The 25,903-nt window shown below is 59.6% G+C and carries 22 protein-coding genes; 8 read left to right on the forward strand and 14 right to left on the reverse strand.

The features are described from left to right. Window positions 1-13: 13 nt before the first annotated feature. Window positions 14-1,447 (forward strand): NAD(P)(+) transhydrogenase (Re/Si-specific) subunit beta, encoded by a 1,434-nt coding sequence (locus QNI81_RS09365; RefSeq protein WP_216012075.1) that lies wholly within the window; start codon window positions 14-16, stop codon window positions 1,445-1,447. 211 nt (window positions 1,448-1,658) lie between these two features. On the opposite strand, the gene QNI81_RS09370 is transcribed toward QNI81_RS09365, so the two are convergent. Further along, window positions 1,659-1,865 carry a hypothetical protein gene (locus tag QNI81_RS09370; RefSeq protein ID WP_009179102.1) on the reverse strand — a complete coding sequence of 69 codons (207 nt, stop codon included), beginning with the start codon at window positions 1,863-1,865 and terminating at the stop codon, window positions 1,659-1,661. 121 nt (window positions 1,866-1,986) lie between these two features. On the opposite strand from QNI81_RS09370, the gene pepN reads away from it, so the two are divergent. From pepN to QNI81_RS09385, 3 genes are all read left to right on the forward strand, one after another. Further along, window positions 1,987-4,551 carry an aminopeptidase N gene (gene pepN, locus QNI81_RS09375; protein WP_283966328.1) on the forward strand — a complete coding sequence of 855 codons (2,565 nt, stop codon included), beginning with the start codon at window positions 1,987-1,989 and terminating at the stop codon, window positions 4,549-4,551. Continuing rightward, complete coding sequence (locus QNI81_RS09380; protein WP_283966329.1) at window positions 4,544-4,996, forward strand: hypothetical protein; 453 nt, start codon at window positions 4,544-4,546, stop codon at window positions 4,994-4,996. Before pepN ends, QNI81_RS09380 begins: the two co-directional genes overlap by 8 nt. Before the next feature lie 240 nt (window positions 4,997-5,236). After that, window positions 5,237-6,523, forward strand: coding sequence for a hypothetical protein (locus QNI81_RS09385; RefSeq protein WP_283966330.1), 1,287 nt, complete (start codon window positions 5,237-5,239; stop codon window positions 6,521-6,523). 89 nt (window positions 6,524-6,612) lie between these two features. Here the strand turns inward: QNI81_RS09385 and QNI81_RS09390 are convergent, their stop codons facing one another. Then, a complete protein-coding gene (locus tag QNI81_RS09390) occupies window positions 6,613-8,958 on the reverse strand; it encodes a Tex family protein (protein WP_283966331.1) in 2,346 nt (781 codons plus the stop codon). Between the two features lie 292 nt (window positions 8,959-9,250). Between QNI81_RS09390 and gatB the strand changes: the two genes are divergently transcribed. Then, window positions 9,251-10,759, forward strand: coding sequence for an Asp-tRNA(Asn)/Glu-tRNA(Gln) amidotransferase subunit GatB (gene gatB / locus QNI81_RS09395; RefSeq protein WP_283966332.1), 1,509 nt, complete (start codon window positions 9,251-9,253; stop codon window positions 10,757-10,759). A gap of 78 nt (window positions 10,760-10,837) precedes the next feature. Here the strand turns inward: gatB and QNI81_RS09400 are convergent, their stop codons facing one another. The 3 genes from QNI81_RS09400 to QNI81_RS09410 all read right to left on the reverse strand — a co-directional run bounded on the left by QNI81_RS09400 (window position 10,838) and on the right by QNI81_RS09410 (window position 12,259). After that, window positions 10,838-11,113, reverse strand: coding sequence for a DUF6455 family protein (locus QNI81_RS09400; protein WP_009179338.1), 276 nt, complete (start codon window positions 11,111-11,113; stop codon window positions 10,838-10,840). Between the two features lie 96 nt (window positions 11,114-11,209). Next, window positions 11,210-11,590: a YigZ family protein gene (locus QNI81_RS09405; protein ID WP_283966333.1), complete on the reverse strand. Its 381-nt coding sequence runs from the start codon at window positions 11,588-11,590 to the stop codon at window positions 11,210-11,212. Window positions 11,591-11,599: 9 nt separating this feature from the next. After that, window positions 11,600-12,259: a M48 family metalloprotease gene (locus QNI81_RS09410; RefSeq protein ID WP_065320753.1), complete on the reverse strand. Its 660-nt coding sequence runs from the start codon at window positions 12,257-12,259 to the stop codon at window positions 11,600-11,602. A gap of 133 nt (window positions 12,260-12,392) precedes the next feature. On the opposite strand from QNI81_RS09410, the gene QNI81_RS09415 reads away from it, so the two are divergent. Further along, window positions 12,393-12,635: a DUF8831 family protein gene (locus tag QNI81_RS09415; protein WP_283966334.1), complete on the forward strand. Its 243-nt coding sequence runs from the start codon at window positions 12,393-12,395 to the stop codon at window positions 12,633-12,635. A 32-nt stretch (window positions 12,636-12,667) separates the two neighbouring features. Here QNI81_RS09415 and QNI81_RS09420 read toward each other — a convergent pair whose 3' ends face one another. Next, a complete protein-coding gene (locus QNI81_RS09420; RefSeq protein WP_283966335.1) occupies window positions 12,668-12,946 on the reverse strand; it encodes a DUF167 domain-containing protein in 279 nt (92 codons plus the stop codon). A gap of 235 nt (window positions 12,947-13,181) precedes the next feature. Here QNI81_RS09420 and QNI81_RS09425 point away from each other — a divergent pair, with 235 nt between their 5' ends. Both QNI81_RS09425 and QNI81_RS09430 read left to right on the forward strand, forming a co-directional pair. Next, window positions 13,182-13,760, forward strand: a complete 579-nt coding sequence (locus QNI81_RS09425; RefSeq protein WP_283966336.1) for a nitroreductase family protein — start codon at window positions 13,182-13,184, stop codon at window positions 13,758-13,760. After that, entirely contained in the window at window positions 13,757-14,449 is a 693-nt protein-coding gene (locus tag QNI81_RS09430; RefSeq protein WP_005609753.1) for an EI24 domain-containing protein, read from the forward strand. The genes QNI81_RS09425 and QNI81_RS09430 overlap by 4 nt, the downstream gene beginning before the upstream one ends. A 106-nt stretch (window positions 14,450-14,555) precedes the next feature. Here the strand turns inward: QNI81_RS09430 and QNI81_RS09435 are convergent, their stop codons facing one another. From QNI81_RS09435 to QNI81_RS09470, 8 genes are all read right to left on the reverse strand, one after another. Next, on the reverse strand, window positions 14,556-16,250 hold the full coding sequence (locus QNI81_RS09435; protein WP_283966337.1) for a chloride channel protein: 1,695 nt from the start codon (window positions 16,248-16,250) through the stop codon (window positions 14,556-14,558). An 81-nt stretch (window positions 16,251-16,331) separates the two neighbouring features. Beyond that, the gene (gene recN, locus QNI81_RS09440; protein ID WP_283966338.1) at window positions 16,332-17,981 is read right to left on the reverse strand and encodes a DNA repair protein RecN; all 1,650 of its coding nucleotides are present in this window, start codon (window positions 17,979-17,981) and stop codon (window positions 16,332-16,334) included. A 76-nt stretch (window positions 17,982-18,057) separates the two neighbouring features. Then, window positions 18,058-18,909: an outer membrane protein assembly factor BamD gene (locus QNI81_RS09445; RefSeq protein WP_009178973.1), complete on the reverse strand. Its 852-nt coding sequence runs from the start codon at window positions 18,907-18,909 to the stop codon at window positions 18,058-18,060. A gap of 317 nt (window positions 18,910-19,226) precedes the next feature. Then, window positions 19,227-20,174, reverse strand: coding sequence for a UDP-3-O-acyl-N-acetylglucosamine deacetylase (gene lpxC, locus QNI81_RS09450; protein ID WP_283966339.1), 948 nt, complete (start codon window positions 20,172-20,174; stop codon window positions 19,227-19,229). Between the two features lie 197 nt (window positions 20,175-20,371). Then, on the reverse strand, window positions 20,372-22,072 hold the full coding sequence (gene ftsZ / locus QNI81_RS09455; protein ID WP_065326808.1) for a cell division protein FtsZ: 1,701 nt from the start codon (window positions 22,070-22,072) through the stop codon (window positions 20,372-20,374). Window positions 22,073-22,495: 423 nt separating this feature from the next. Continuing rightward, window positions 22,496-23,830: a cell division protein FtsA gene (gene ftsA / locus QNI81_RS09460; protein WP_009179265.1), complete on the reverse strand. Its 1,335-nt coding sequence runs from the start codon at window positions 23,828-23,830 to the stop codon at window positions 22,496-22,498. A 1-nt stretch (window position 23,831) separates the two neighbouring features. Continuing rightward, window positions 23,832-24,731 carry a cell division protein FtsQ/DivIB gene (locus tag QNI81_RS09465; RefSeq protein WP_009179186.1) on the reverse strand — a complete coding sequence of 300 codons (900 nt, stop codon included), beginning with the start codon at window positions 24,729-24,731 and terminating at the stop codon, window positions 23,832-23,834. Then, complete coding sequence (locus tag QNI81_RS09470; RefSeq protein ID WP_283967882.1) at window positions 24,719-25,603, reverse strand: D-alanine--D-alanine ligase; 885 nt, start codon at window positions 25,601-25,603, stop codon at window positions 24,719-24,721. Before QNI81_RS09470 ends, QNI81_RS09465 begins: the two co-directional genes overlap by 13 nt. Window positions 25,604-25,903: the final 300 nt, after the last annotated feature.

Genomic DNA, 25,903 nt, shown 5'->3' on the forward strand with positions numbered 1-25,903 from the left:
GGGAGGAGAGATCATGGACTTTGGATTCACGACGGCGGCCTATGTGGTCGCGGCGGTTCTCTTTATCCTTTCGCTTGGCGGGCTCTCGGGCCAGGAAAGCGCCAAACGCGCGGTCTGGTATGGCATTACCGGCATGGCGCTGGCGGTGTTTGCAACGCTCATCGGGCCAGGCTCTGGCCTGTGGTTCCTGTCGCTGGTGCTGATCGGCGCGGGCGGTGTGATCGGCTATATGCTGGCGTCCAAGGTCGAGATGACCCAGATGCCGGAACTGGTGGCGGGCATGCATGCGCTGGTGGGGCTGGCCGCGGTTTTGGTGGGCTTTAACGCCCATATCGAACTGGGCCGGGTGCTGGCGATGGACGAAGGCGCGCGCAAAACGCTCGAAGGCTTTGCCGCCCTCTTGGCCAAGAAAGACAGCATTGAGATCAACATCCTGCGGGTGGAGGTCTTCCTTGGGGTCTTTATCGGGGCGGTGACCTTTACGGGCTCGGTGATTGCCTATGGCAAACTCTCGGGCAAGGTCTCCTCGGCGGCGACCAAACTGCCCGGTGGGCATCTCCTGAACATCGGCGCGGCGGCTGTCTCGCTTCTGTGCCTGTTCTGGTATCTGGGCGCAGGCGGCATGCTACCGCTGGTGCTGATGACGCTGGCGGCCTTGTTCATCGGCTATCACCTGATCATGGGCATTGGTGGTGCAGATATGCCGGTGGTGGTCTCCATGCTGAACAGCTACTCCGGCTGGGCGGCGGCGGCGATTGGCTTCAGCCTTGGCAATGATCTGTTGATCGTGGTCGGCGCGCTGGTGGGCTCCTCGGGGGCGATCCTGAGCTACATCATGTGCAAGGCGATGAACCGCTCGTTTGTCTCGGTGATCCTTGGCGGCTTTGGCGGCAGCACCGGCCCCGCGATGGAGGTCGAGGGCGAGCAGGTGGCGATTGACGCCGATGGCGTGGCCGCGGCCTTGGAAGAAGCCGACAGCGTGGTGATCATCCCCGGCTACGGCATGGCGGTGGCGCAGGCGCAGTCCAATGTGGCCGAGCTCACGCGCCGCCTGCGCGCCAAGGGCAAGACCGTGCGCTTTGCGATTCACCCGGTGGCGGGGCGCTTGCCCGGGCATATGAACGTGCTCCTGGCCGAAGCCAAGGTGCCCTATGACATCGTGCTGGAGATGGACGAGATCAACGACGACTTTCCGGAGACGGATGTGGCCATCGTGATCGGCTCCAACGACATCGTGAACCCGGCCGCGCAGGAAGACCCCAACTCGCCCATCGCCGGCATGCCGGTTCTGGAGTGCTGGAAGGCGAAACAGGTATTTGTCTCCAAACGCGGTCAGGGCACCGGCTATTCCGGCATCGAGAACCCGCTGTTCTTCAAGGAAAACACCCGCATGTTCTACGGCGACGCAAAACAATCCCTCAGCACGCTACTCAATATCATCGAGTGAGGTCACTGCATAAAATCCAAAGAAGGGCGCCCTGAGATCGGGGCGCCCTTTTTCATATGTCTAGAGCGCAATCCGAAAAGTGGGAACCGGTTTTCGGATAATTTTGCGCGACAATACAAATGGATAGAGCATCGCCCATGTTGCAGATTTGCAGGACGATGCTCTAGTTTTATGTCCACAATTTCGCATGAACGGCGCACCCTCTAGGGGATCAATCGCCACTTTCACCCGTCGTGGTCACGCTCTCAGCTGCGGGCGCATCAATCGCCTGCCCTTCGACGCTTGTGAGGTCATCGCCAAGCCCGAAGATCGCAAGACCAAGCAAGATCAGCGCAACGAGAGCAATCAGCCAGTAGAGCCCGCGCTTGCGCTGGCGAACCTCACGCTGGGTGGTCATCGGTGTGTCAGCTTCGGACATGAGCTTCTCCTTTCAAATGAGGACGAAGGGAGCTTGCCCGTCTGCCCTCGGTTGCATAGGTCTTGTAGGTGAAACGCACGCGCCCCCGCGCAGGTTCCCAAAAATCGCGAAGGATGTATCCATGAACGACGCCGCTCCAAGCACCCAGCCAGAGACGTTCTACCTGAAGGACTATGCCCCGTTTGGCTTTGTCGTGGAGAGTGTCGAGCTGACCTTTCGCCTCGCTCCGGAAACCACGCGGGTGCTGTCAAAGATCCGCTTTGTCCCCAATCCAGACGCCCCAGACCGGCATTTTTTCCTGCATGGTGAAAAGCTTAAAATGATATCTTCACGCATTAATGGTGAGGCGGTCACGCCCGTTCTGACCGACACGGGACTAACCTGCGATGTGCCGGATCAACCGTTCATTTGGGAGGCGGAGGTCGAGATCAACCCACAGGGCAATACGGCGCTTGAAGGGCTGTACATGTCCAATGGCATGTATTGCACCCAATGTGAGGCCGAAGGGTTCCGCAAGATTACTTATTATCCCGACCGCCCAGACGTAATGAGCACTTTTAGCGTGCGCATTGAGGGCGAGGAAAAGGTCATGCTGTCCAATGGCAACCCCGGTGATCGCGGGGCGGGCTATTCCGAATGGCACGATCCATGGCCCAAACCGGCCTATCTGTTTGCGCTGGTGGCGGGCGATCTGGTCAATCATCCGGATCGCTTCACCACAGGCTCCGGCAAGGATGTGGAACTCAACATCTGGGTGCGCCCCGGTGACGAGGACAAATGTGCCTTTGGCATGGAAGCGCTGAAAAAGTCGATGACATGGGACGAGGAAGTCTATGGGCGCGAATACGACCTAGACGTGTTCAATATCGTCGCGGTAGATGACTTCAACATGGGTGCAATGGAAAACAAGGGATTGAACATTTTCAACTCTTCTTGTGTTCTGGCCAGCCCAGAGACCTCTACAGATGCAAATTTCGAACGCATTGAGGCGATCATCGCCCATGAGTATTTTCACAACTGGACCGGGAATCGGATCACCTGCCGAGATTGGTTCCAGCTCTGTCTGAAGGAGGGTCTGACGGTCTATCGCGATGCGCAGTTCACGGCCGACATGCGCTCTGCCCCGGTGAAGCGGATTGAGGATGCGATTGACCTGCGGGCGCGCCAATTCCCCGAGGACAATGGCCCCCTCGCCCATCCGGTGCGCCCCGAGGCGTTTCAGGAGATCAACAACTTTTACACCGCAACCGTCTATGAAAAGGGTGCCGAGGTGATCGGCATGCTGAAACGGCTGGTTGGGGACGCGGCCTATTACACCGCACTCGATCTCTACTTTGAACGTCACGATGGGCAGGCTTGCACCATTGAGGACTGGATCAAGGTGTTTGAGGATTCCACCGGTCGCGATCTGGCACAGTTCAAAAATTGGTACAGTCAGGCAGGCACGCCGCGCCTTACGGTGCAGGACTCCTATGAGGGTGGCACCTATACGCTGACGTTCCGCCAGACCACACCACCGACCCCCGGTCAGGATCACAAAGACCCAAAGGTCATTCCGATTGCGGTAGGGCTGCTCAACCCCAACGGCGATGAGGTGGTTCCAACTACAGTTCTGGAAATGACACAGGCTGAACAGAGTTTCCGCTTTGAGGGGCTGTCGGCCCGTCCGATCCCGTCAATCCTGCGGGATTTCTCCGCACCGGTCATTTTGACACGCGAAACCTCGGCCGAGGAGCGTGCGTTCCTGTTGGCCCACGACACGGATCCTTTCAATCGTTGGGAAGCAGGGCGTGAGTTGGCCAAGGCCTCGCGCATTGCAATGGTGACCGAGGGTGCAAGCCCGGATGCGCAATATCTGGACGCACTGCAATCTCTGGTGCGGGATGATGCGCTTGATCCAGCCTTCCGCGCACTGGTGTTGTCGCCCCCTTCCGAGAGCGAGATCGCGCAAGCGCTTGCCGATCAGGGTGTGACTCCCGACCCGGATGCCATCCATGATGCGGCCGAGACTTTTGCTCAGACGTTGGCTCAGAACCTCTCAGATAGCCTGCCCCGGCTGTTTGCGGCAACTAAGGTCGAGGGGCCTTATAAGCCGGACGCACGGGATGCAGGCCTTCGGGCGCTCAACGGGCGCATTCTGGCGCTTTTGACCCGCCTCGATGGCGCAGAGGCCGCAGCCAAACAGTTTGAAACGGCAGACAACATGACAGTGCAAAACACCGCACTGGCGTGTTTGCTAAAGGCCGAAAAAGGCGAGGCGCAATCACAGGCGTTTTACGAGCAATGGCAAGACGACCGGCTGGTGATGGACAAATGGTTTGCACTGCAGGTTGCCACCGCACGTCCCGAACGTGCCCCTGGCGTGGCCGAAGCGCTGACCCAGCATCCGCTCTTTACCATCAAGAACCCCAATCGTTTTCGCGCGGTGATGGGGGCCTTGTCGATGAACCATGCCGGTTTCCATCAGGCGGATGGCAGCGGCTATCGCCTATTGGCAGATCAGTTGATCGCGCTTGATCCGCTGAACCCACAGACCACTGCCCGCATGTGTACCGCGTTCCAGACGTGGAAGCGTTATGATGCGGATCGGCAAGAGAAAATCCTGACCGAACTCAAACGGATCAAAGCTGTGGACGGCCCGAGCCGCGACACCAATGAGATGGTGAGCCGTATCCTTGATGCCTGATCCAGGCGACACAAATCTCCACGCGTTCCGTTTCAGACGGGACGCGCGCTCGACTGGCACCATATTGGTGATCGGCGCATGGGCACTGGCGGTAGGCGTGATCGCGTTTATGTTTGGGGCGCGTGGGTGGATTGTTGTGCTCCTGACCTTGCCGCTGCTCCCAGCCCTTTGGGAAATGTGGCGCAACCCCGTGGCGTGGCTTGAACTCTGCGAAGATCGACTGCGTTGGCAGAGCGTGCGCAGTAGCGCCGATATCGCACTGTGCGAAATCGATCATATCTTACTGGTGACACGCTGGGATTTTTCCATTCGCGCGACTGTTCACACGCGCATCGGCACACATCATCGCATTCCCGCAGAGGTCACTCCCAAATTGTCCGCCTTTGAGGATGCATTGGCCGCGCGCCAGATCGCGATGAAACGACAGCATTTTACTGTTCTCTAAGCTGCACCAATCGGCGGCCTTCTGCCCGGACTTTTCGCGCTATCGGCAAAATGCCGCGCTTTTGCCGCCATTACCCGGCGGCCTGTCGAAATTGATCTGGTGAACACCCCGCCCCTGCCATGTTTGCGCCTCAAATCTTTCAGACAGTTTGGTTCAGAACAGACTGCTGAAAATAATTGGGACCAGCTGATGCCACTCTCTGCACCACCGGCAAAAGACGGTTTAAAAAAAGCGCTCCGCTTGATCGCACCTCGCGTGTCGACGTTGCTTGCCCGTGATGGGATGAATTTTCCAAAGCTCCGTATGCCGGTATCGCTGTCATCGGCACGGGCACAGGCTAAGGAATCGGAGGCCCCCCTGCGCCTTGAGGACGTGTTGTCCATCCCGGTGCCCGCGACCAATGCAGAGGACGAAGCCGCCGATGCCGCCATTGCCCAAGGGCAATTTCTGGCGCGCCAAGAACGATGGGACGATGTCGAGGCACGGATCATCGCGGCAGACACGGCCCGCGAAGCGACGCCCGGCGGCACGCCCATTGCGGATCTCATCGCCTATGGGGCCCGCGCGGATGTCATAAATGCTGTTGAGCATGCGCTGAGCGAAGGCCTGTCGCTGACCGAACGTGTCACACTGGACGGAATTATGTCGCTGGAACGGATGCGGCTAGAATGTGAGCGCACACCGGTCATGTCCACGCTGGTGGCGCTTGCCCATCTGGATATTGCCTGGGCCTGCCGTCGGATTTCAAAGCGCAAAGCGAACCGGCAACGGGCGACCCTGACGTCGCGGTCAGAAGCTCATCAAAACCGTGCCAAAGCGCTGTTGCTGCAAATCCCGGCGCAAGCGGCAGCCAAACCCTTTGTGGCCGCAGCGCGTTGCGCGCTTTATAGTGCGGATCGCGCGGCTGATCTGCGGCAAATCGCCGATGATTACATTGATCTGATCCGCCTTGACCCCGGCAACCCGCGCCATCTGCGCGCGCTTGGGACGCATCTAGTGGAACAAGGTGCTGAAGGCTTGGTGGCACTGGAATTAGAGGCGCGCCGCGTCGCTTCCTTGGTGCAGGACCACTGGGGCGCTGCGGGATATACTTGGGTCTATTTCGACGCGCTAGCGCAGTCCGATGCCGCATGTCAGGGTGTCGATGTGGCGTTTTTTCTGGATGGTGTGGCCGATATCGTTGCCCGTGCCCCCTCTCAGGAACGCATCAACCTGATGTCAGCCTATTGTAGTATCGCCCTGCGCTCACAGGCTGAAACGCCAGCCGAGGTTGCACAGATCCGGGCACAGATCGCTGAGGCCGCCCATTGGCTGATCCGCAACCATCTGCGTGAATTGCATCCGATGATCTGGGCACATGCATCAACCGGATTTGACAATGACACGCAGGTGCGATCCGTCCGGCAATTTGCCGAACGGGGTAGAATGGATGCGCTGCGTGCCATTGCAGATCTGTTTCGCGATGACATTGAGGCGGGCTATCGGGTGGTTTTCACCGACACCGGTCCCGAAGTCACCGCAGGTTAGAGGGGGCGCTGCCCCCTCGGCCCTTGCAGGGCCTCTCCCCCGGGATATTTAAGGTTAGAAGAGGACTGGGGCAGCGCGTCTCCCTTGCGCTATTTCTTCTTGAACGCGTCCATCAGAGCCGCGCCCAGCGCACCAGTGTCGTTGTTGGCTTTGCCTTTCGGGGCGGCCGACATCTTTTGTCGTGAGTGTTGCGATGAACGCCCCTTCGCACCATCGCGCGTCCCCCCCTTTGCGGGACCACGGGCATTGCGATCATCCCGTGCAGACGCGCCACCGTCTTTTTTCATCGTAAGACCGATGCGTTTGCGGGGCACGTCGACCTCGACCACCGTGACTTTCACCACCTGACCGGTTTTCACGATCTCATGCGGGTCTTTCACGAATTTGTCGGCCAGTTGGCTGACGTGCACCAACCCGTCCTGATGCACGCCGATATCGACAAAGGCCCCAAAGGCCGCGACATTGGTCACCGTGCCTTCGAGTACCATGCCCGGTTTGAGATCGGTGATCTCTTCCACACCATCGGTGAAGCTGGCGGTCACAAAGGACGGGCGCGGGTCACGACCCGGCTTTTCCAGCTCCGCAAAGATATCCCGAACGGTGGGCAGGCCAACGTCGCCCGCAACAAATGTTTCAGCGCGCAGGGATTTTAGTGCAGCACCATCACCCATGATTTGGCGAATATCGCGCCCGCAGGCGGCCACGATTTTGCGCGCGACATCATAGCTTTCGGGGTGAACGGCGGACGCATCCAATGGCTCTTTGCCGTCTTGGATACGCAGGAACCCGGCGCATTGCTCAAACGCCTTGGGACCGAGGCGTGCGACTTTCAGCAGCTCCTTGCGGGTGGCGAATGCGCCGTTGATATCGCGATGGGCCACGATGGCTTCGGCGAGGCCGGGGCCAAGGCCCGAGACATGCGCCAAGAGCGGGGCTGAGGCCATATTGAGGTCTACGCCCACCGCATTCACCACATCCTCAATCACTGCCTCCAGCGATTTGGAGAGTTTGTGCTGGTCAACGTCGTGCTGGTACTGGCCGACACCGATGCTCTTGGGTTCGATCTTGACCAGCTCCGCCAGCGGATCCTGTAGGCGACGCGCGATTGAGACCGCCCCGCGCAAGCTGACATCCAGATCCGGGAATTCTCGCGCTGCCAGTTCGGACGCGGAGTAGACCGAAGCGCCAGCCTCAGAAACCACTACCTTGGTCGGGGCTTTGACCTTGACGGGCAGGTTATTCAAAACCTCTGCCACCATGCGTTCGGTTTCGCGGCTGGCGGTGCCATTGCCAATCGCGATCAGCTCGACGCCATGTTCTGCAATCAGCTTCAGGATGGAGACCTGCGCCCCGCGCAGATCATTTTTGGGTTGAAACGGGTACAGGGTCTCGGTGGCCACCAATTTGCCGGTTGCATCAACCACCGCCGCTTTGACGCCGGTGCGAATGCCCGGGTCCAGCCCGAGAGTCGGTCGCGCACCGGCTGGCGCTGCAAAGAGCAAGTCCTTGAGATTGCGCGCAAAGACGGCGATCGCCTCATCCTGCGCCCGCGTGCGCAGATCGCCCATCAGCTCCAGCATCATCGACAGCGACAGTTTCACCCGCCACGTCCAGCCCGCCACCTTACGCAGCCATTTGTCGCCCGGCGCACTGCCGCGCACATCCAGCACAGCCGCAACCATCTCCTCAGCGCGTGCCACGCCCTCCTCGCCCGGAGGTGCAATATCCAGCGTCAGGATGCCCTCATTGGAGCCCCGCAGCATCGCCAGCGCCCGGTGCGAGGGCGTGGTTTTCCAGCTTTCAGAGTGTTCAAAATAATCCGAGAACTTGGCGCCTGCCTGTTCCTTGCCTTCGACAACCTTGGCGCTCAGTACGGCCTCGGACTGCATATAGGCCCGCAAACGCCCCAACAGATCGGCGTTTTCAGTCAGGCGTTCCGTCAGAATGTCACGCGCACCATTGAGGGCCGATTTGGTATCTTCTACCGCCTCGGACAGATAGCCTGCCGCCAGCGCCTCGGGATCGGCCCCGCGATCCGCCAGAATTGCATCCAACAGTGGCTCCAACCCGTTTTCCCGCGCGATCATCGCCTTGGTGCGGCGCTTGGGCTTGTAGGGAAGATAGATGTCTTCCAGTTGCGCCTTGGTCTCCGCCTTGGCGATGGAGGCCGCCAGATCATCGGTCAGCTTATCCTGAGATTTGATCGACTCGAGGATAGCCGCACGGCGTTTCTCCATTTCGCGCAGATACTCCAGACGCTCAGCCAGCGTGCGCAGCTGCGTGTCATCCAACCCGCCAGTGACCTCTTTGCGGTAGCGCGCGATGAAGGGCACGGTCGCGCCTTCGTCCAGCAGCGCAACGGCAGCGCTCACCTGTTTGGCGTTGGCACTGATTTCACCGGCGATGGTCTGGCTGATGCGTGCGGATGTGTCCAAGGCGGCCTCCTTTTGAACTGCTCGGGCTGCCAGTTCTAGCCCTGCTGGCACACGCCGCCAAGAGGCTGAATCGCCGCCAAGCCATCCTTCGCTGAGGGCAACGCCCGTCCGCGAGCGGAAGCGAAGCGCCCGCCCATGGGGGCGGACGGGCGCTGCCCGGGCCTACAGCCCGTGCAAAAGTGGAAATATCGACCCGGCTCCCGGTTTCATGTACCCCCTGCCCCCTTGCCCCCTGCCGCCCGCGGGCCTAGAACGCTGTGCAGACACAGATATACGGATACGGCGGAAAACCATGCTCGACCTGACATATGAACTCCCCAAGCCCAAAGTGATCGCGGGTGCCAAGCATGACTGGGAACTGGTCATCGGCATGGAGGTGCATGCCCAGGTCAGCTCCAATGCCAAGCTCTTCTCGGGGGCCTCGACCCAATTTGGCGCGGAGCCCAACTCTAACGTGGCCTTCGTGGATGCGGCGATGCCCGGCATGTTGCCGGTGATTAACGAATATTGCGTCGAACAGGCGGTGCGCACGGGCCTTGGCCTCAAGGCCGACATCAACCTCTGGTCCGCCTTTGACCGCAAGAACTATTTCTACCCCGACCTGCCGCAGGGCTATCAGATCTCCCAGCTCTACCACCCCATCGTGGGCGAAGGCGAAGTGCTGGTGGAGCTTGGCGACGGCACCGCCCGCACCGTGCGGATCGAGCGCATCCACATGGAGCAGGACGCCGGCAAGTCGATCCACGACATGGACCCGTCGATGTCCTTCGTGGACCTGAACCGCACCGGCGTCTGCCTGATGGAGATCGTCTCGCGCCCGGACATCCGTGGCCCCGAGGAAGCCGCCGCCTATATCGCCAAGCTGCGCCAGATCATGCGCTATTTGGGCACCTGCGACGGCAACATGCAGAACGGCAACCTGCGCGCCGATGTGAACGTCTCCATCTGCCGCGCGGGCCAGTACGAAAAGTATCAGGAAACGCAGGATTTCTCCCATCTCGGCACCCGTTGCGAGATCAAGAACATGAACTCCATGCGCTTTATTCAACAGGCGATCGAGGTCGAGGCCCGGCGTCAGATCGCCATCGTCGAGGCGGGCGGCGAAGTGGAGCAGGAAACCCGGCTCTATGATCCCGACAAGGGCGAGACCCGCTCGATGCGCTCCAAGGAAGAAGCGCATGACTATCGTTACTTCCCCGACCCCGATCTGCTGCCTCTGGAGATCGAGCAAGACTGGGTGGATGGCATCAAGGCCGCCCTTCCCGAGCTGCCCGATGAGAAGAAAGCACGCTTCATCAAAGACTTCGGTCTGACGGATTATGACGCTTCCGTGCTGACTGCAGATCTGGAAAGCGCCAACTATTTTGATGAGGTGGCCAAGGGCCGCAGCGGCAAACTGGCCGCGAACTGGGTCATCAACGAACTGTTCGGTCGCCTGAAAAAGGACGACAAGGACATCACCGACAGCCCGGTTTCGCCTGCGCAGCTTGGCGGTGTGATTGATCTGATCGCCTCTGATGCCATCTCCGGCAAGATCGCCAAGGACCTCTTTGAGATCGTCTATACCGAAGGCGGCGACCCGGCCCAGATCGTCGAAGAGCGCGGCATGAAGCAGGTCACGGATACCGGTGCGATTGAGGCAGCTCTGGACGAGATCATTGCCGCCAACCCCGCACAGGTGGAAAAGGCCAAAGAGAACCCGAAACTTGCAGGCTGGTTCGTCGGTCAGGTGATGAAAGCCACCGGCGGCAAGGCCAACCCCAAGGCTGTGAACGAACTGGTCGCGAAGAAATTGGGCTAAGGCGACGTCTTGCCCTTCCAATGAAAAAAGGCGACCTCCGGGTCGCCTTTTGTGTATCGCTCTGGCTGTGTGCGGCCCCTATTCCGCCGCCATCGCGCGCTCTTCCTTAAGATAGCTCAGCAGATCAGCGTTGCGGCAATAGTCGGGCGTGCGTTCGACCTCCTCGGTCAAACCACCCAGATAGCGAGAGCAGGTCTTGGGACAGGCGCAGCGCGTACAGCGCAATACCGCCTCGGCAATCTCGTCGAACTGAAGATTACCATTTATGGCTTCTTCTTCGAGATCGAGACCGACCGCTTTGCCCATCTTGTCAAAAAGGGCTGCGTGGGTTTTGAGCTTTTCCGGGTCAATCATGCTGCGCGCTCCTGCTCCTGAATTCAGGGAGAAGCATGCCGCCCCCCGACAGATAGCGCCTTGATGCAGGTCAAATAGAGGTTTTACGCCTGCGCCTCAGAGCGCTTCAATATAGGCGCGGACTGCATCCTGCACCCGGCGAAATCGATCTCCACCGAGTTTTTTGCCCCCATACCAGCGCGTTACGATGATTACATGATCGCTGAGGCCCTCACGTTCCATCATGCGCAGGATCACCATACCGGCGCCACTTTCACCATCGTCAGCCTTGAGCACACCGGTGGGCAGCATTGCAGCCCATGTATTGTGGGTGGCCTTGGCGTAGCTGCGTTCTGCTTTGAGGGTGGTGAGCACTGCATCCACATCCTCGCGGCTGCGCACGCATGCACCACTCACCGCGTATTTTGATCCGCGATCTGTCAGCACCACGCCAAGCTTTTTGAGGGCCAGCCGCGTGACCTCGGTATTCTTTGACATGATGCCCTCTCAGTTCAGGCGGTATTTGCGGATGGTTTGATTGACCAAACGGATGCGATCCGGATTGGCGGGATGGGTGCCCAGAAATGCATCGCCGGGATCGGGGATCGCATCAAAGTATTTGACGCCAATGCTCGGACGGTAGCCCGCCTGATGGGTGATGATCGTGCCGAGCGTGTCGGCTTCGAGCTCAAACGCCTTGGAATAGCTGCGTGCGCCCACAACTGCGCCGACATATTGGGCATTGGCCACCTGCTCCGGCGTGCCCCCTTCGAGGGACACCAATTCACCGAGGAAAACCGCTCCCTTCACCGCATTGATGCGTTGCTGATCGAGATGGCCAAGGATGTGGTGGGCCATTTCGTGGCTCATGACGAAGGCCATCTCGTCGGCATTGCGAAAGCTCTTCAGCATCGTTCCTGTAAAAATCACCACCGGCCGACCGCTGCGGTCTACGGTTTGAAAGGCGTTTGCAGGTGCTGCAGGATCAAGGTCGAGTTGCACCTGAAAATCACAATTGCGGTTTGGGTTCTTCTTCCGGCACTGCGCCTCGCCCACAGGCTCCACCTTCTGCGCCACATCAACAAAGGCACGATAATGCGGATCGTCCGGGTTGATCCCGGTACAAGCTGCAACCCAGAGGACGAGAAGAATCAGGAAACGGCGCATGGTACTCCACAATCGGTTGCCTCAGGCTAGCCCGGATTTTGCAGTATATGCAATCAACGGCCCGTCACAGATACTGGAACCGAATGTCGAACGCGACTTGCCAGCGTAGCGAAACAGGTGGCAAGCTCAGGTCATGTTTACCATTGAGCATGAATTTGATTCCACTGTGATCACGCTCGTCGATGAGGATAAAACCCATCTGAACGAGGATGTGATTATCAATGCTTTCGCCGAATGTGTCACAATCGAACAATTCGATCCCCGCACCAATTCGACGCTGCGCATCACCTTATCGCCAGAACAGGTTCAAGACCTCGCTGCGGCACTGGACCTGCCCGAGGGGGTTTACCGGCTGGTGATGGAAAAGAACGGCTGACCCAACCCCTGGCTCGCCTCTGAGTGCGCGCGTCACTGCTCTGTCAGAACAAATGTCTTGTCCCGACTGGTTGCCCCGCGACGCAGAGTGATCTGCGACGGTGCTATACCCAATGCGCGCGCCAATAGTGCTGCGACATCCGCAGTTGCCTTGCCGCCCTCTGGGACGGTGGTCACCATCACTTTGATCACATCCCCTTGGCGCAGCACTGCGTTATAGGCCGCTTTTGGCGTGACACGCACCGTGATCTCAGCGCCGGGTTGAGCCAGATCACTCAGGTCGGCCAATGCGCGTGCTTTAGGTTTTGCCATGGGTCATGGTCCTTGTTGAGGCGCGCATAAAAGCCTGTTGTGCGTTGGCGCCACTTGTCATGTGCGATGATGCCCGTGGACACATTCTCGTGGCAGCAATACACCCGCAGAAGATGCGTTCCCAGCCCCCAGTCCCGCGCACTCAAGTGACTGGCCCCGCAAGGCCGCTTTCCCCTTGAAACCCGCCTCCAGCTGCCCGACATAGGGCAGGACAAGATGTAAAAAGGTTTTACATATGCCACAACGCAATGATGCCGCCCTCGATTTTCTGCACAGCCGCCGCTCTCGCCCGGCCAAAACGCTGATCGCTCCTGCTCCCACACGTGAAGACCTCATGCCGCTGTTGACGGCAGCCGCACGTACGCCGGATCATGGCAAGCTGGAGCCTTGGCGTTTTATCGTGGTGGAAAAAGGCGCGATGCAGCGGCTGGGTGATCTCACTGCAGAAGCGGGCGCGCGTCTGGGCAAATCATCTGAGGATATCGCCAAGGCACGCAGCCAGTTTGACCTCGGCCAGCTTGCAGTGGTGGTGGTTGAGATCCAAAAGGACAGCCCCAAGATCCCGCCACTGGAGATGACCTATTCCGCAGGTGCCGTTTGCCTCGCCCTGCTGAACGCCGCACTGGCGGCGGGTTGGGGTGCAAACTGGCTCTCTGGCTGGATGAGCCATGATCGCGGTTTTTGCAAAGCTGCCTTTGAGCTGGCGGAAAATGAACGTATCGCGGGCCTCATCCATATCGCCACCGAAGGTGCCGTGCCGCCCGAGCGCCCGCGTCCGGATGTCGACGCGATCACCACATGGGTTGAAACATGATCTTTACCGCCTTTGGCAATGCTCTTGGTCAAATTGGAGACCCGCGCTTTCGCCGGGTTCTCTTTCTCGGCGTGGGGCTTACGTTTGCGCTACTGGTTGCGGCCTATGCAGCGCTTTTGATCCTGATCCAGTCACTGGTCGGGCCTGAAACGACGCTGCCGCTGATTGGTCAAGTGACATGGCTGAATGATCTGCTTTCGGTCGGATCATTCTTCTTCATGATGCTGCTATCGGTGTTCTTGATGGTACCGGTCGCCTCGGCGATCACATCAATGTTTCTGGACGAGGTGGCTGCCGCCGTTGAGGCCAAACACTATCCCCACTTGCCGCCGGTTCCGGGGTTATCGATTTGGGAAGGCGTCAAAGACACCGTGAATTTTCTCGGCGTTTTGCTCACTGCAAACGTGCTCGCGCTCATCCTCTATGTCATGTTCCCCCCAGCGGCGTTGTTCATTTTCTGGGGGCTCAACGGGTTCTTGCTGGGGCGTGAGTATTTCACCCTTGCCGCGGCACGCCGGGTTGGGCTGGTGGAAGCCAAACGCCTGCGGCGGCGTCATGGCGCTACGATCTGGGCAGCGGGTGTGTTGATGGCGATGCCGCTGTCGATCCCGTTGGTGAACCTGCTGATCCCGATCCTGGGCGCTGCGACCTTTACACATATCTTTCACGCCCTCTGGCGTCAGCGCTGATGCATCACAGGCCGGGGTGGCTCCCGCGCCTGTGCGCTGCATCAAAGATGCAGCACAAGCAGCCTTGGGCCCAGCGCCCCTTCGGGGCGCAGGCCCTCTATGTGCCTTAACGATGCTCTTCTGCGGCGATGGCGACCAAAGCCCGGTTATAGGCCTTGAGCGCATCGATATGGTGAATGACCCCGATCAGGGTCATCTTTGGCTCTCCGGTCTCTTCAGAAAGTTCCTCTTCATCAACCACGGGAATGAACTCCACCCCTGCCCTGTCAAAGATCGGCAATGCCGCCTCCAGCGTCGCGGTTGGACTGATCGCAATGCCTTCGTCCATCAGCAATTGCGCGCTCTCAGGATCTGAGGCTGACAGCGGGCGCATGACTTTTCCGACCCGCAGCGTGCCCAGAAGGTAAGCCTGTGGCCCTGCGGCGCAGTGAATGTCACGCTTTTCCAGTTGGGTCAGGAAAAACGACCGATCCACAAGGCGCGAGGCCAGAGCGGTGGACATTGACACAGAGACCATCACCGCCAGACCGATCTGCCAGTCCCCCGTCAGTTCGAACACGATAAGCGTGGTCGAGATGGGCGCGCCCAGCACCGCCGCCGCCACAGCCCCCATCCCCGCGAAGGCATAAAGCGTGTGGGTGCCCGACACATCTGGCAGCAGGTTGGTGGCGATAAGCCCAAAGGCAAGCCCCGTCAAAGCGCCAACCATCAGGGACGGCGAGAACACGCCTCCGCCCATGCGCCCGCCCATCGTGATGGAAACGGCGGCCACTTTGACGATGGTGAAGAGGATCGCTTGGCTGAGCAGCAGTTGACCAGATAGCGCCAGAACCGTGGTTTCATAGCCAACGCCGATAATGTGAGGAAACCAGATCGCGATCATGCCGAGCAGAAAGCCAGCGGCTGTCGGACGCAACCAGCGCGGCACGCCAAGCGCAGATTGGACCGCAGTCCCTAACCTGTCGGTCACGAAGATCGAACGCATCAGCACCACCGCCACAACGCCGCAGATCAGACCAAGGATCAAGAAGGCGGGCAATTCCACATAGAACTGCAACGCGCCGGGGGTTGTGAGAACGAACTCGGTCACATCGCCATATTCCAGCCGGTTGATCACCGTGCCAGCAACAGAGGCCACCACGATCGGGGCAAAGGTATTGACCGAGAAATGCCGCAGCACCACTTCCATGGCAAAGAGTGCACCCGCGATAGGCGCGTTAAAACTCGCAGAGACCGCTGCCGCCACCGCACAGCCCAAGAGATCACGGCCCGTGACCCCATCTGCGCGAATGCGATCGCTGATCCATGTGGAAATCATACCCGCGATATGCACCACCGGCCCCTCTCGGCCCGAAGACCCGCCGGTCGAGAGCGTCAGAAACGAGGCACAGGCTGAGGCAAGCCCCTCACGGATCTCGACACGCCCGTCGCGCAGGGCCGCGCCCTCGATCACATCGGCAACAGAGCGTACACGCCCGTCCGGCGTAAAGCGATGCAGGATGATCCCCACGATCAGCCCCCCAAGCACCGGGACCAAAAGCAGCACATACCAAGGCAGCGTGGCGGCGAAACTATGCAGATAGTCGACGTCCTCCGCACCATAGACCGCGCCCTGCAATGCGGTGATCCCCTTGCGAAAGAACAGTGCAGCAAAGCCTGCAAGGATACCGATGATCATGGCGATCAGCCAAAACTGTAGCTGGCTCGGGCCACGGTGGACCAGAACACGCTGCGCATCCTTCAGGCTCGCCTTGGCTTGGGCAAAATATTCGGACAGTGCAGAGCGTTCAAATCGCGCCATTTAGGTTCTCCGATCCCTTCACTGACCTATCAGTGCCACACCCATCCTGTGATGGTTAACAAATATTCTCGCGGCGCATCGCTAGACGTCTGCCAGCAGAGCTTTGGCCGCCGCGCGTGCCTCTGGTGTGATACGGTCCCCCGAGACCATACGCGCGATTTCATCGATCCGCTCGTCATCGCTGAGTGGCACCACTTGCGACAGCGTCACGCCCGCTTCAACGGATTTCTGCACCCGCCAGTGATGAGCCCCCTGCGCCGCCACCTGCGGCGAATGGGTGACAACCAGCACCTGACTGCCATCTGCGAGCGCCTTGAGCCGGCGCCCAACCGCATCTGCAGTTGCGCCTCCGACCCCTCGGTCGATTTCGTCGAAGATAAGCGTTTTTTCGGCATCCTCGCCGCGCAGACAGACCTTGAGCGCCAGCAGGAAGCGGCTCAACTCGCCACCGGATGCGATCTTATTGAGCGGACCCGCTGGCGCGCCGGGGTTTGTCGCGACGGTGAAGGCCACCGCATCGACACCTTCTGGGCCCGGTTCTGCGTCAGTGATCAAGGTTTCAAACACCGCGCGTTCCATTTTCAACGGTGCCAGCTCCGCCATTACCGCCGCATCCAACGTCGCCGCGCTATCGCGACGTTTGGCGGACAGACGGTCTGCTGCGGTCTGATATGTAGCCTCTGCGGCCTTCAGTGCTTTTTCCTGATCCGCAAGATTCTGATCGCCCGCATCCAGTGCCTGAAGTTTTTCGCGCAACACATCCGCATGCTCTGCCAGATCATCTGGCTGGACATTGTGTTTGCGGGCCAAGGCGCGGATCGCAAAGAGGCGTTCTTCACAATCTTCCAGATCGCCGGGGTTAAAATCGAGCCCTTCGAGAAACCGCTCCACCCCGTCCTGAGCATCGCCCAACTCGATCATGGCGCGGCTCAGGGCCGCCAATGGTGCATCAAGCGCTTCGCCCGCATCGCCTGAGACGGCTTCCAGCCAGCGCTGCGCCTCTCCCATCGCGCCCTCCGCCCCTTCAGACAGCAGGCTGTGCGCGCGGGCAATATCGCCCCGGATACGCTCAGCGGCCTGCATATGACGGCGGCGGGTGTCTAAATTCTCATCTTCGCCAGGTTCCGGGTTCAACTGGTCCAGTTCGGACACCGAATGGCGCAAGAATTCCTCTTCTGCGCGCACGTTTTCCAAGGCTGCACGGGTATCGGCCACCTGCTTGCGCGCGCGGGCTGCGGCGCTCCATGCGGTGCGCACCTCTTCCACTTGGGCTGCGGCATTGGCAAATTCATCCAACATCGCCCGGTGGCCACGCGGATTAAGGAGACCCCGGTCGTCATGCTGGCCATGCAGCTCCAGCAATGTGTCAGATAGCGCTCTGAGCACCTCGCCCGAGCAACGGCGATCATTGACCCATGCCGTTTTACGCCCATCCGCGGTATTTACCCGCCGCAACAGCAGACTGTCAGAAACCGGCAACCCAGCCTCTTCAAGCACCGCCCGCGCCGCGTGTCCCTCGGGCAGATCAAATTCCGCAACGACCTCCCCTTGCTCAGCACCTTGGCGCACCAATGCAGCACGTCCGCGCCAGCCCAGCACAAAGCCCAGAGAATCAAGAAGGATGGATTTACCGGCACCGGTTTCCCCGGTGAGTACATTCAGACCCGGCTGGAACGTCAGTTCCAGATGGTCGATGATCAGAAGGTCGCGAATATCAAGCGCGCGCAGCATCTAGATGCCCCGTATTGAGCGCGATCCGAACGCTGCACACCAACGCTCGGATCCAATTGCGCAGAACTGTAGTCCGTCAGAGCCATTGGCCCTTGATCGACTGGCGATAGATCTTGGCGAGCCAGTTGTTGCCGCGATCCTTGAGCTTGAGGCCCTGCGAGGTCAGCAGTTTGTAGCCATCCTCGTACCAATCTGTTGATTGGAAGTTGTGACCCAGAATGGCGCCCGCAGACTGTGCCTCATCTGTCAGACCGAGCGACAGATAAGCCTCGATCAGGCGATACAATGCTTCGGCCGTGTGCGAGGTGGTCTGGAAATCCTCAACCACCACACGGAAGCGATTGATCGCTGCGGTGTAGTGCTGGCGCTTCAGATAGTAGCGACCGATCTCCATCTCCTTGCCCGCAAGGTGATCAAAGGCGAGGTCGAATTTCAGGATCGCGGAGGAGGCATATTCACTGTCGGGATAAACCTCGATCACCGTGCGCAGCGCCTGCAACGCCTGGAACGTCAGCCCCTGATCGCGCCCGACCTCGTCAATCTGGTCATAATAGCTCAGCGCCAGAAGATACTGGGCGTAGGCTGCATCCTCATCAGTGGGGTAGAAATCGATATAGCGCTGTGCAGCGGAGCGACTGTTCTCGTAATCCTCAGCCTGATGATAGGTGAAGGCCTGCATGATCAGCGATTGCTTGGCCCATTCAGAATAGGGATAGAGCCGCTCAACCTCGGAGAAATAATAAGCCGCATCCTGTTCGCGGTTCCGAGCAAGCTCAAACTCACCGCGTTCGTAGATCTGAGCCGGAGTAAATACTTCGAGATCTTGTCCCGAGCGCTGTGCATCACCATCCGCACCACCGCACGCGGCAAGAGTCGCCATCAGTGCGACCACTCCGATCCCTTTGGCTGCTGCCCTGATGCCGATCATTCCTGCCTCACTTCACCGTCTCGTTCTGCAGCCTCACGACCGCGTCCTTTCGCCTGCGTCTTGGCGCTGGCGGGGCCTAACATCCCATGTATGGGACGGGGCGTCGCCACGGTCTAGCACATTCATATGATGTGCAAAACGCCTTTCACACTGCTCAAGCTCAATTGGCAGAGAAAGCCGGTGAGGGTCAAGTCTGCTTGCTTCCTCAAACCGCAGCATTCCATGGCCTCAAACACGCGCATTGATGCACAAAGTGAAAAACGGCCGACGCGAGCCGACCGTTTCATATCTGATTTGAGTATTTGCACGGCCCGCGATCAGGCGACGCGGCGCACCTGAGCAGGGATTTCGGACCAGACCAAGCCTTGGCCCGGCAGACGTGCGGTCATGATCGGATCACAGGTAACTTCGCGTACGGCACCCGGCGTGTCAAAGAGCGCACGCAGCAGAGTATTGGTGAGCGAGTGCCCTGCCCGTTCCCCCACATAGTGACCAAAGATCGGCAGGCCTGCCAGTGCAAGATCCCCAAGTGCATCGAGCATCTTGTGACGAACAGGCTCATCCGGGTGGCGCAGACCAGAACCTGCATGGACCACAGGACCGTCAAAAACCACTGCATTCTCTCCCGGCACACCGCCGAGCGCGAGACCATTGGCCTGCATCGCCTCAACGTCGGAGCGACGGCAGAATGTGCGGCTGTCGCAGAGTTCGCGAGCAAAAGTGCCGTTGCGCAGGTCCAGTTCGCGGCTCTGATGGCCAATGCCTTCTTCCGCAAACTCAATGTCAAAAGAGATTTTCAACCGGTCGCAGGGCAACAGGGTTGCGCGCGCATCCTCGGTTTCCACCATGACCGGTTTCAGCACTTTCCATGCGCGGACAGGTACACCCAGACGACGGATGCCAGTCGCCATCATCTTGCGGACGAATTCCGCAGAAGAGCCATCCATGATCGGCACTTCAGGTCCGTCGATCTCGACACGAGCATTGTGGATACCACAGCCTGCAAGCGCCGCCATGATATGCTCTACGGTTGAAACAGACACACCGGCTCCATTCACGAGACGTGTGCACAGCGCTGTGCGCTCCACCATGTCCCAGCGCGCTGGAATGAGTGTGTTACCCAAGGCAATGTCGGTCCGCATGAAGGTGATGCCATGCTCGGCGGGAGCCGGGCGCACAATCATCATGGCCGGTTTGCCTGAATGCAGGCCGGTGCCTTCAAAGGTAACTGCTGCTTTGAGCGTGTTTTGCACAATGTGCCTCATGGGTAGCTTCGGCCTCTGGGGCCGCCTTGCCGGTACACCTAAGGGCTCTGTGCACTAGCCTCAATTCAATCTTTGTAACCGAATGAAACATGAATATTACAGTTTGGCAAAACACCGCTGAGGTCAACCTAACCTCATGAAAATAAAAAGTAAAAGACCGCCTTTCGGCGGCCTTTTTTCACGTATTTATTGACAGATCAATTGGCCTGACGACGCAGGAAAGCCGGAATTTCGATCCGCTCCTGATCTTCATCATGCGGCTGCTCGGCCTGCTGGGGCTGTGCATTCTGCATGCTCGGCTGGACCCGTTGCGCCGCTTGGGGACGATTTTGCGTCGTCTCCTGCGGATGGCCGGTCATACGATTGATCAGAGAATTCAGGCCGAAACGACGCTGCTCTTGCGCATCTGCTGCACGACGCTGCGGTTGCTGCTGTTGCGGCGCGGCCGCTGCAGGTTGCTGCTGTTGTTGGCCACCCTGATGACGCTGAGCCGCCTCACGCAGACGCACGATTGCATCCTGTGATGGCGTTCCCGGCGCCGGGGCACGCGGTGCAACGAACACTTCAGCCTGCGTTACTGCGGGTTGCTGCTGCACAGGTTGCTGTTGAACCTGCTGCGGCTGCTGTTGTTGCATCTGCTGCTGAGGTTGCGGCTGATACGCAGGTGGCGGCAGACCATCGGTCGCATCCGCGCTTTCGCGCACATCCTCGATCAGGTCATCGCTTTGTGCGCCCTGCTGTGAGTCAAACTCGGAAAAGAGCGAAGGCTCTTGCCCGGCAGGAACCTCAGCCGCTGCCTGAGCAACCGGGGCCGCAGTTTCCATCGGCTCGGTCAGCTCCAGAGGTGCGCGACGGTTTTCTTCAACGCTCACGGTTTTGGTCAGCGGAGCAGACATCGGACGGCGCGGAACCGGAACCTCATGGGCATCTTCAGACGCGTCGATACCCGTTGCAACGACGGAAACGCGCATCTTGCCTTCCATCTCGGTATCCAGCGTGGAGCCAACGATGATGTTTGCGTTCGGGTCGACCTCTTCGCGGATGCGGTTGGCCGCCTCGTCCAGTTCAAACAGGGTAAGGTCATGCGCACCGGTGATGTTGATAAGCACACCCTTGGCACCCTTGAGGCTGATTTCGTCGAGCAGCGGATTGGCGATGGCCTTCTCGGCGGCCTGAATGGCGCGATCTTCGCCTTCACCTTCTCCGGTGCCCATCATCGCTTTGCCCATCTCATCCATCACGGCGCGGACGTCGGCAAAGTCGAGGTTGATGAGGCCCGGACGGACCATCAGGTCGGTGACGCCTTTAACACCCTGATAGAGCACGTCATCCGCCATGGAGAACGCCTCGGTAAAGGTGGTTTTCTCATTGGCGAGACGGAACAGGTTCTGGTTCGGAATGATAATCAGCGTGTCGACGACTTTTTGAAGGCTCTCAACACCCTCTTCCGCCTGACGCATCCGCTTGGCACCCTCAAACTGGAAGGGCTTGGTCACGACACCCACGGTCAGAACGCCCAGTTCGCGTGCCGCCTGCGCGATGATCGGAGCCGCGCCGGTACCGGTGCCGCCACCCATGCCCGCAGTAATGAAGCACATGTGCGCACCTGCGAGGTGATCCACGATCTGTTCGATGCTTTCTTCTGCTGCAGCAGAGCCCACCGAAGGACGTGCGCCTGCGCCGAGACCTTCAGTCACTTTAACGCCGAGCTGCACCCGGTTCTTGGCCGCGTTTTGCTGCAACGCCTGCGCGTCGGTGTTGGCCACAACAAAATCTACGCCCTCAAGCTGCTTGGCGATCATGTTGTTGACGGCATTGCCGCCCGCACCGCCCACACCAAATACGGTGATCTTGGGGCTCAGCTCTTCTTGTCCGGGCATCGAAAGGTTCAGGGTCATGCTTTTTCCGCCTGTGTTTTTAGCCCTCCCGCAAGGGCGTCGATTGTCACTCTTCTGCCTTAATCTTATCGCGACGCATGAGTCTCGTCATCCCCAAAAGCGCATTGCCCCACAAAATATGGGCCAAAAGGCGTAGGAACTTGCCGAATATCGCCTTTCTGGCGAAATATGGTGTAAATTACAGGACCAACACACAACAGAAGGTCACCCCGCACGCAAAACGCGGACGGCAAAAACCTTAACTTCAGATTGCGGCGAACCCCTGCTCGGCCTCGCACATCGCTGATTTTCAGCCTATTTCATGCAGCTTTACCTGATCCGCACGGGCCTGTCACGACCAATGTGGAGAAGCTGTGGGAAACCTGTGGGTAACTTTTGGCGCATTTGCGGCAATCGGCAAAGGTTTGCCGAGCGCCGCGCAAATCACCAGTTGTCCTTAAACCAACGCACGACGCGGCGCATCGATCCCCCCGCCATCCGGTCCACCGGCGCGTCGAAATCCCACCATTCATCCTGCGGATGGGCAGCAAAGAGACACATCCCCACCGCCGAGGCAAAGCCCGGCCCGGTCACCGCCTGTGGCAGCCCGTGCACCCGCATCGGGCGCCCCAGACGGACCTGCTGACCCAGGATGCGGCTTGCAAGCCCATCAAGCCCGAGGATCTGGCTGGAGCCGCCGGTCAGAACGATTTGCTGGCTCGGCAGATGATCGAAGCCGGCGGCGTCGAGACGGACACGCACCTCCTCCAGGATTTCCTCGACCCGAGGACGCATAATCCCGATGAGTTCGGCCCGGCTGACCGTGCGGCGGTCCCGCTCCCAGTCGCCGGTCTCGCCGCCGATGTCGATCATGTCCCGGTCATCCGCCCCGGTGGCATGCACGCCCCCCGACATGGTCTTGATCCGCTCAGCGGTGGCGGTCGGCACCCCGAGCCCCATGGAAATGTCGCTGGTGATGTGATCGCCGCCCATGCGCACCGCATCGGCATAGATCATGTGTTTCTTCATGAAGATCGACACCGAGGTGGTTCCGCCCCCCATGTCGATACAGGCCGCGCCCAGCTCCTGCTCGTCCTCAACAAGGGCGGAAATACCCGACACATAAGCCGAAGAGGCAATCCCTGCGAGTTCCAGATCACAACGCTGCACGCAGCGCACCAGGTTCTGGATCGCTGCAGCCTCAACCGTCAGCATATGCATATCAACCGAAAGCGCCTGCCCCATCTGGCCGCGTGGGTCCTCAAGACCGGAACGATTGTCGAGTGCGAAATTCACCGGCTGCGCGTGCAGTACCTCGCGCCCCGCGCCATATTCCGGCACCTCGCAGGCAGCCAGCACGCGGGCGATTTCATTCTCGGTGACTTCCTGCCCTTCGAGTTCGACCGTGGCGTCCAGCCCATAAGAGCGCGGCAGAGCGCCGGAGAAACAGGCAATCACGTGATCGACCCGAACCTCAGCCATCTTCTGCGCTGCCTGAACGGCTGTGCGAATGGCGCGCTCGGTTTCCTGCATGGCGGAAATCTCGCCAAATTGCACCCCGCGCGAGCGTGTGGTGGCCGCGCCGATGACGCGGAACCCCGACTGTCCCGCCAGCGAGCCGATGGAGTTGTCCTCGCTCAGCCGCCCGATCCCGTCGAACCGCAGTACCAGACAGGAAATCTTGGAACTGCCTACATCCAAAATGGCCACCACACCGCGTTGCATGGCCTGGCGGCGCATCTGCCGCATCGCACGTTGGGATTGATACAGGTCTGTCATATCAATAGGAGCTCTCATTCAATTGACGGATGCGCCACCAGTCCTCGACGGCTGGTGCATTCATCCGCACGGTCAGACGGGCTGGCAGGCGCAAATCCACGACAGCCACGTCCCGTTCCAAAAGATCTTTTACTTCACTTACGGCGATCACCCGCTCAAGCGCTGCCACCGGGCGTTCCACCGGCAACTGAATGCGCTGACCGCGATCCAGCACAACGTCCCAGCGCCGTTCACCAATACGCACGATGCCACGCAGGCGATCCCCAAGTGGGCGCGCCGCCGCAAACAGACGCAGGGCCTCCGCTGCGCGTTTGTCCGCGCCCCGCCCTGCAATCAGTGGCAGTTCAGGATGAAGGCTGCGCTGACCGAGTTCGGCCACGAAGGCACCGGTTTCATCGAGCAGCGCCAGACCGTCCCGGCTGCGCCAGACAATCGCAGGCTCACGTTCCACAACATCGACTTGCAGGATGCCACCGGGGCGGATGCGCACGGCTGCGGTTTTGACCGGATCAAGCCCCACAATCAGATCGCGAATGGCTGGAAGATCCAGATCAAAGGAGCTTAGCGGCAAATCAAGAGAGGTGACTTCGCGGATGTCGGTCGCAACACTCTCTCCTGCCCCGTCGATGGCCATCACGTTAACCATGAATTCGGGGCGGGTCTCAAAGGATGCGCGCGCCTCATTATAAAGAGCCACCAAGTGATCCCGGCGCGTCTCGCTCGCCAGATAACTGCCCGCAGCGATCAAAATGACACCAAGCGGCAACCCCACACGCAGCCCGGTGCGAATACCGGGGGTGAGCATCCAGCGCTGAATACGATACTTCAGCCGGGAGGGCGCGGGATCGGCCTTTCCCTCGGCGGCACGGTTGCGAGACATACGGGAGGTCAACGCTCGCATGAGGCGTCCTCCACCAGCCACGCGCACAGCTGGCCAAATGTGATCCCGCAATGCTCCGCCTGTTCAGGCGACAGAGAGGTTGGCGTCATGCCCGGCTGTGTGTTGGTCTCAAGAAGCACCAGCCCCTGGGCACCGCGTGCCTCGTCCCAACGAAAATCTGTACGTGAGACACCGCGACAGCCAAGCACGTCATGGGCGCGAGCCGCGTAGTCAAGGCAGAGCTTGGTAATCTCTTCGGGCACATCCGCAGGCAGCACATGGCGCGATCCGCCCGTGGCGTATTTGGCCTCATAGTCGTACCAACCATCGGTGACGATGTCGGTCACGCAAAGTGCGCGATCGCCCATCACGGTCACTGTCATCTCGCGACCCGGCGCATAAGTTTCGACCATCACCTGCGCGGGCATCTCGTCCGAGAGTTGCGGCGGGCTGTTTGCGGCCTCATGCACAATATAGATCCCGACGGAGGAGCCCTCATTGTTGGGCTTTACCACATAAGGCGGCGCGATCACATGCCCGGCCATCACCTCATCTTTTGAGGCCAGAACGCTATCCACCACCGGCAGACCCGCGCTGCGATAGGCCGCTTTGGAGCGTTCTTTATCCATCGCCAAGGCAGAGGCCAGCACACCGGAATGAGTGTAGGGAATGCGCAGCCATTCAAGAATACCCTGCACGCAGCCGTCTTCGCCCCAACGGCCATGCAGCGCGTTGAAAACCACATCCGGTTTGATGTCTTTGAGTTGCGCCACAAGGTCCGGGCCCGCATCGACTTCGACCACCTCATAGCCCTCCCCTCTCAGCGCGCGGGCGCATTCACGCCCCGTCGACAGTGACACCTCGCGCTCGGCAGAGGGGCCACCCATCAACATCGCAACCTTCGGGAGTGTTCCGCTCGCTCCACCCACGATCACTGCCTCAATTTTACTCGGGCATTTGCGCCCGTATTATCATTATAACGGCACCGGTTTTCCGGCTCCCGTACAGTAATTCTTTGTCTCGACAGCGGGAGCCTGTTCCCCTTTGCCGAATTTTCACACCTGCGAACACGTCACGGCCTGCTCCGACAGTGCCCAGATTATGACTAAAGCGTTACAGCTTCATTAACCAAGGTAACCTGTCAGCGCGCCCTGATCCCCTCGAAACCTCGCCGCGGAGCCCGGACGGCACAT

The organism is Tritonibacter sp. AK171 (genome assembly GCF_030127025.1).
Classification (GTDB): Bacteria; Pseudomonadota; Alphaproteobacteria; order Rhodobacterales; family Rhodobacteraceae; genus Epibacterium; species Epibacterium mobile.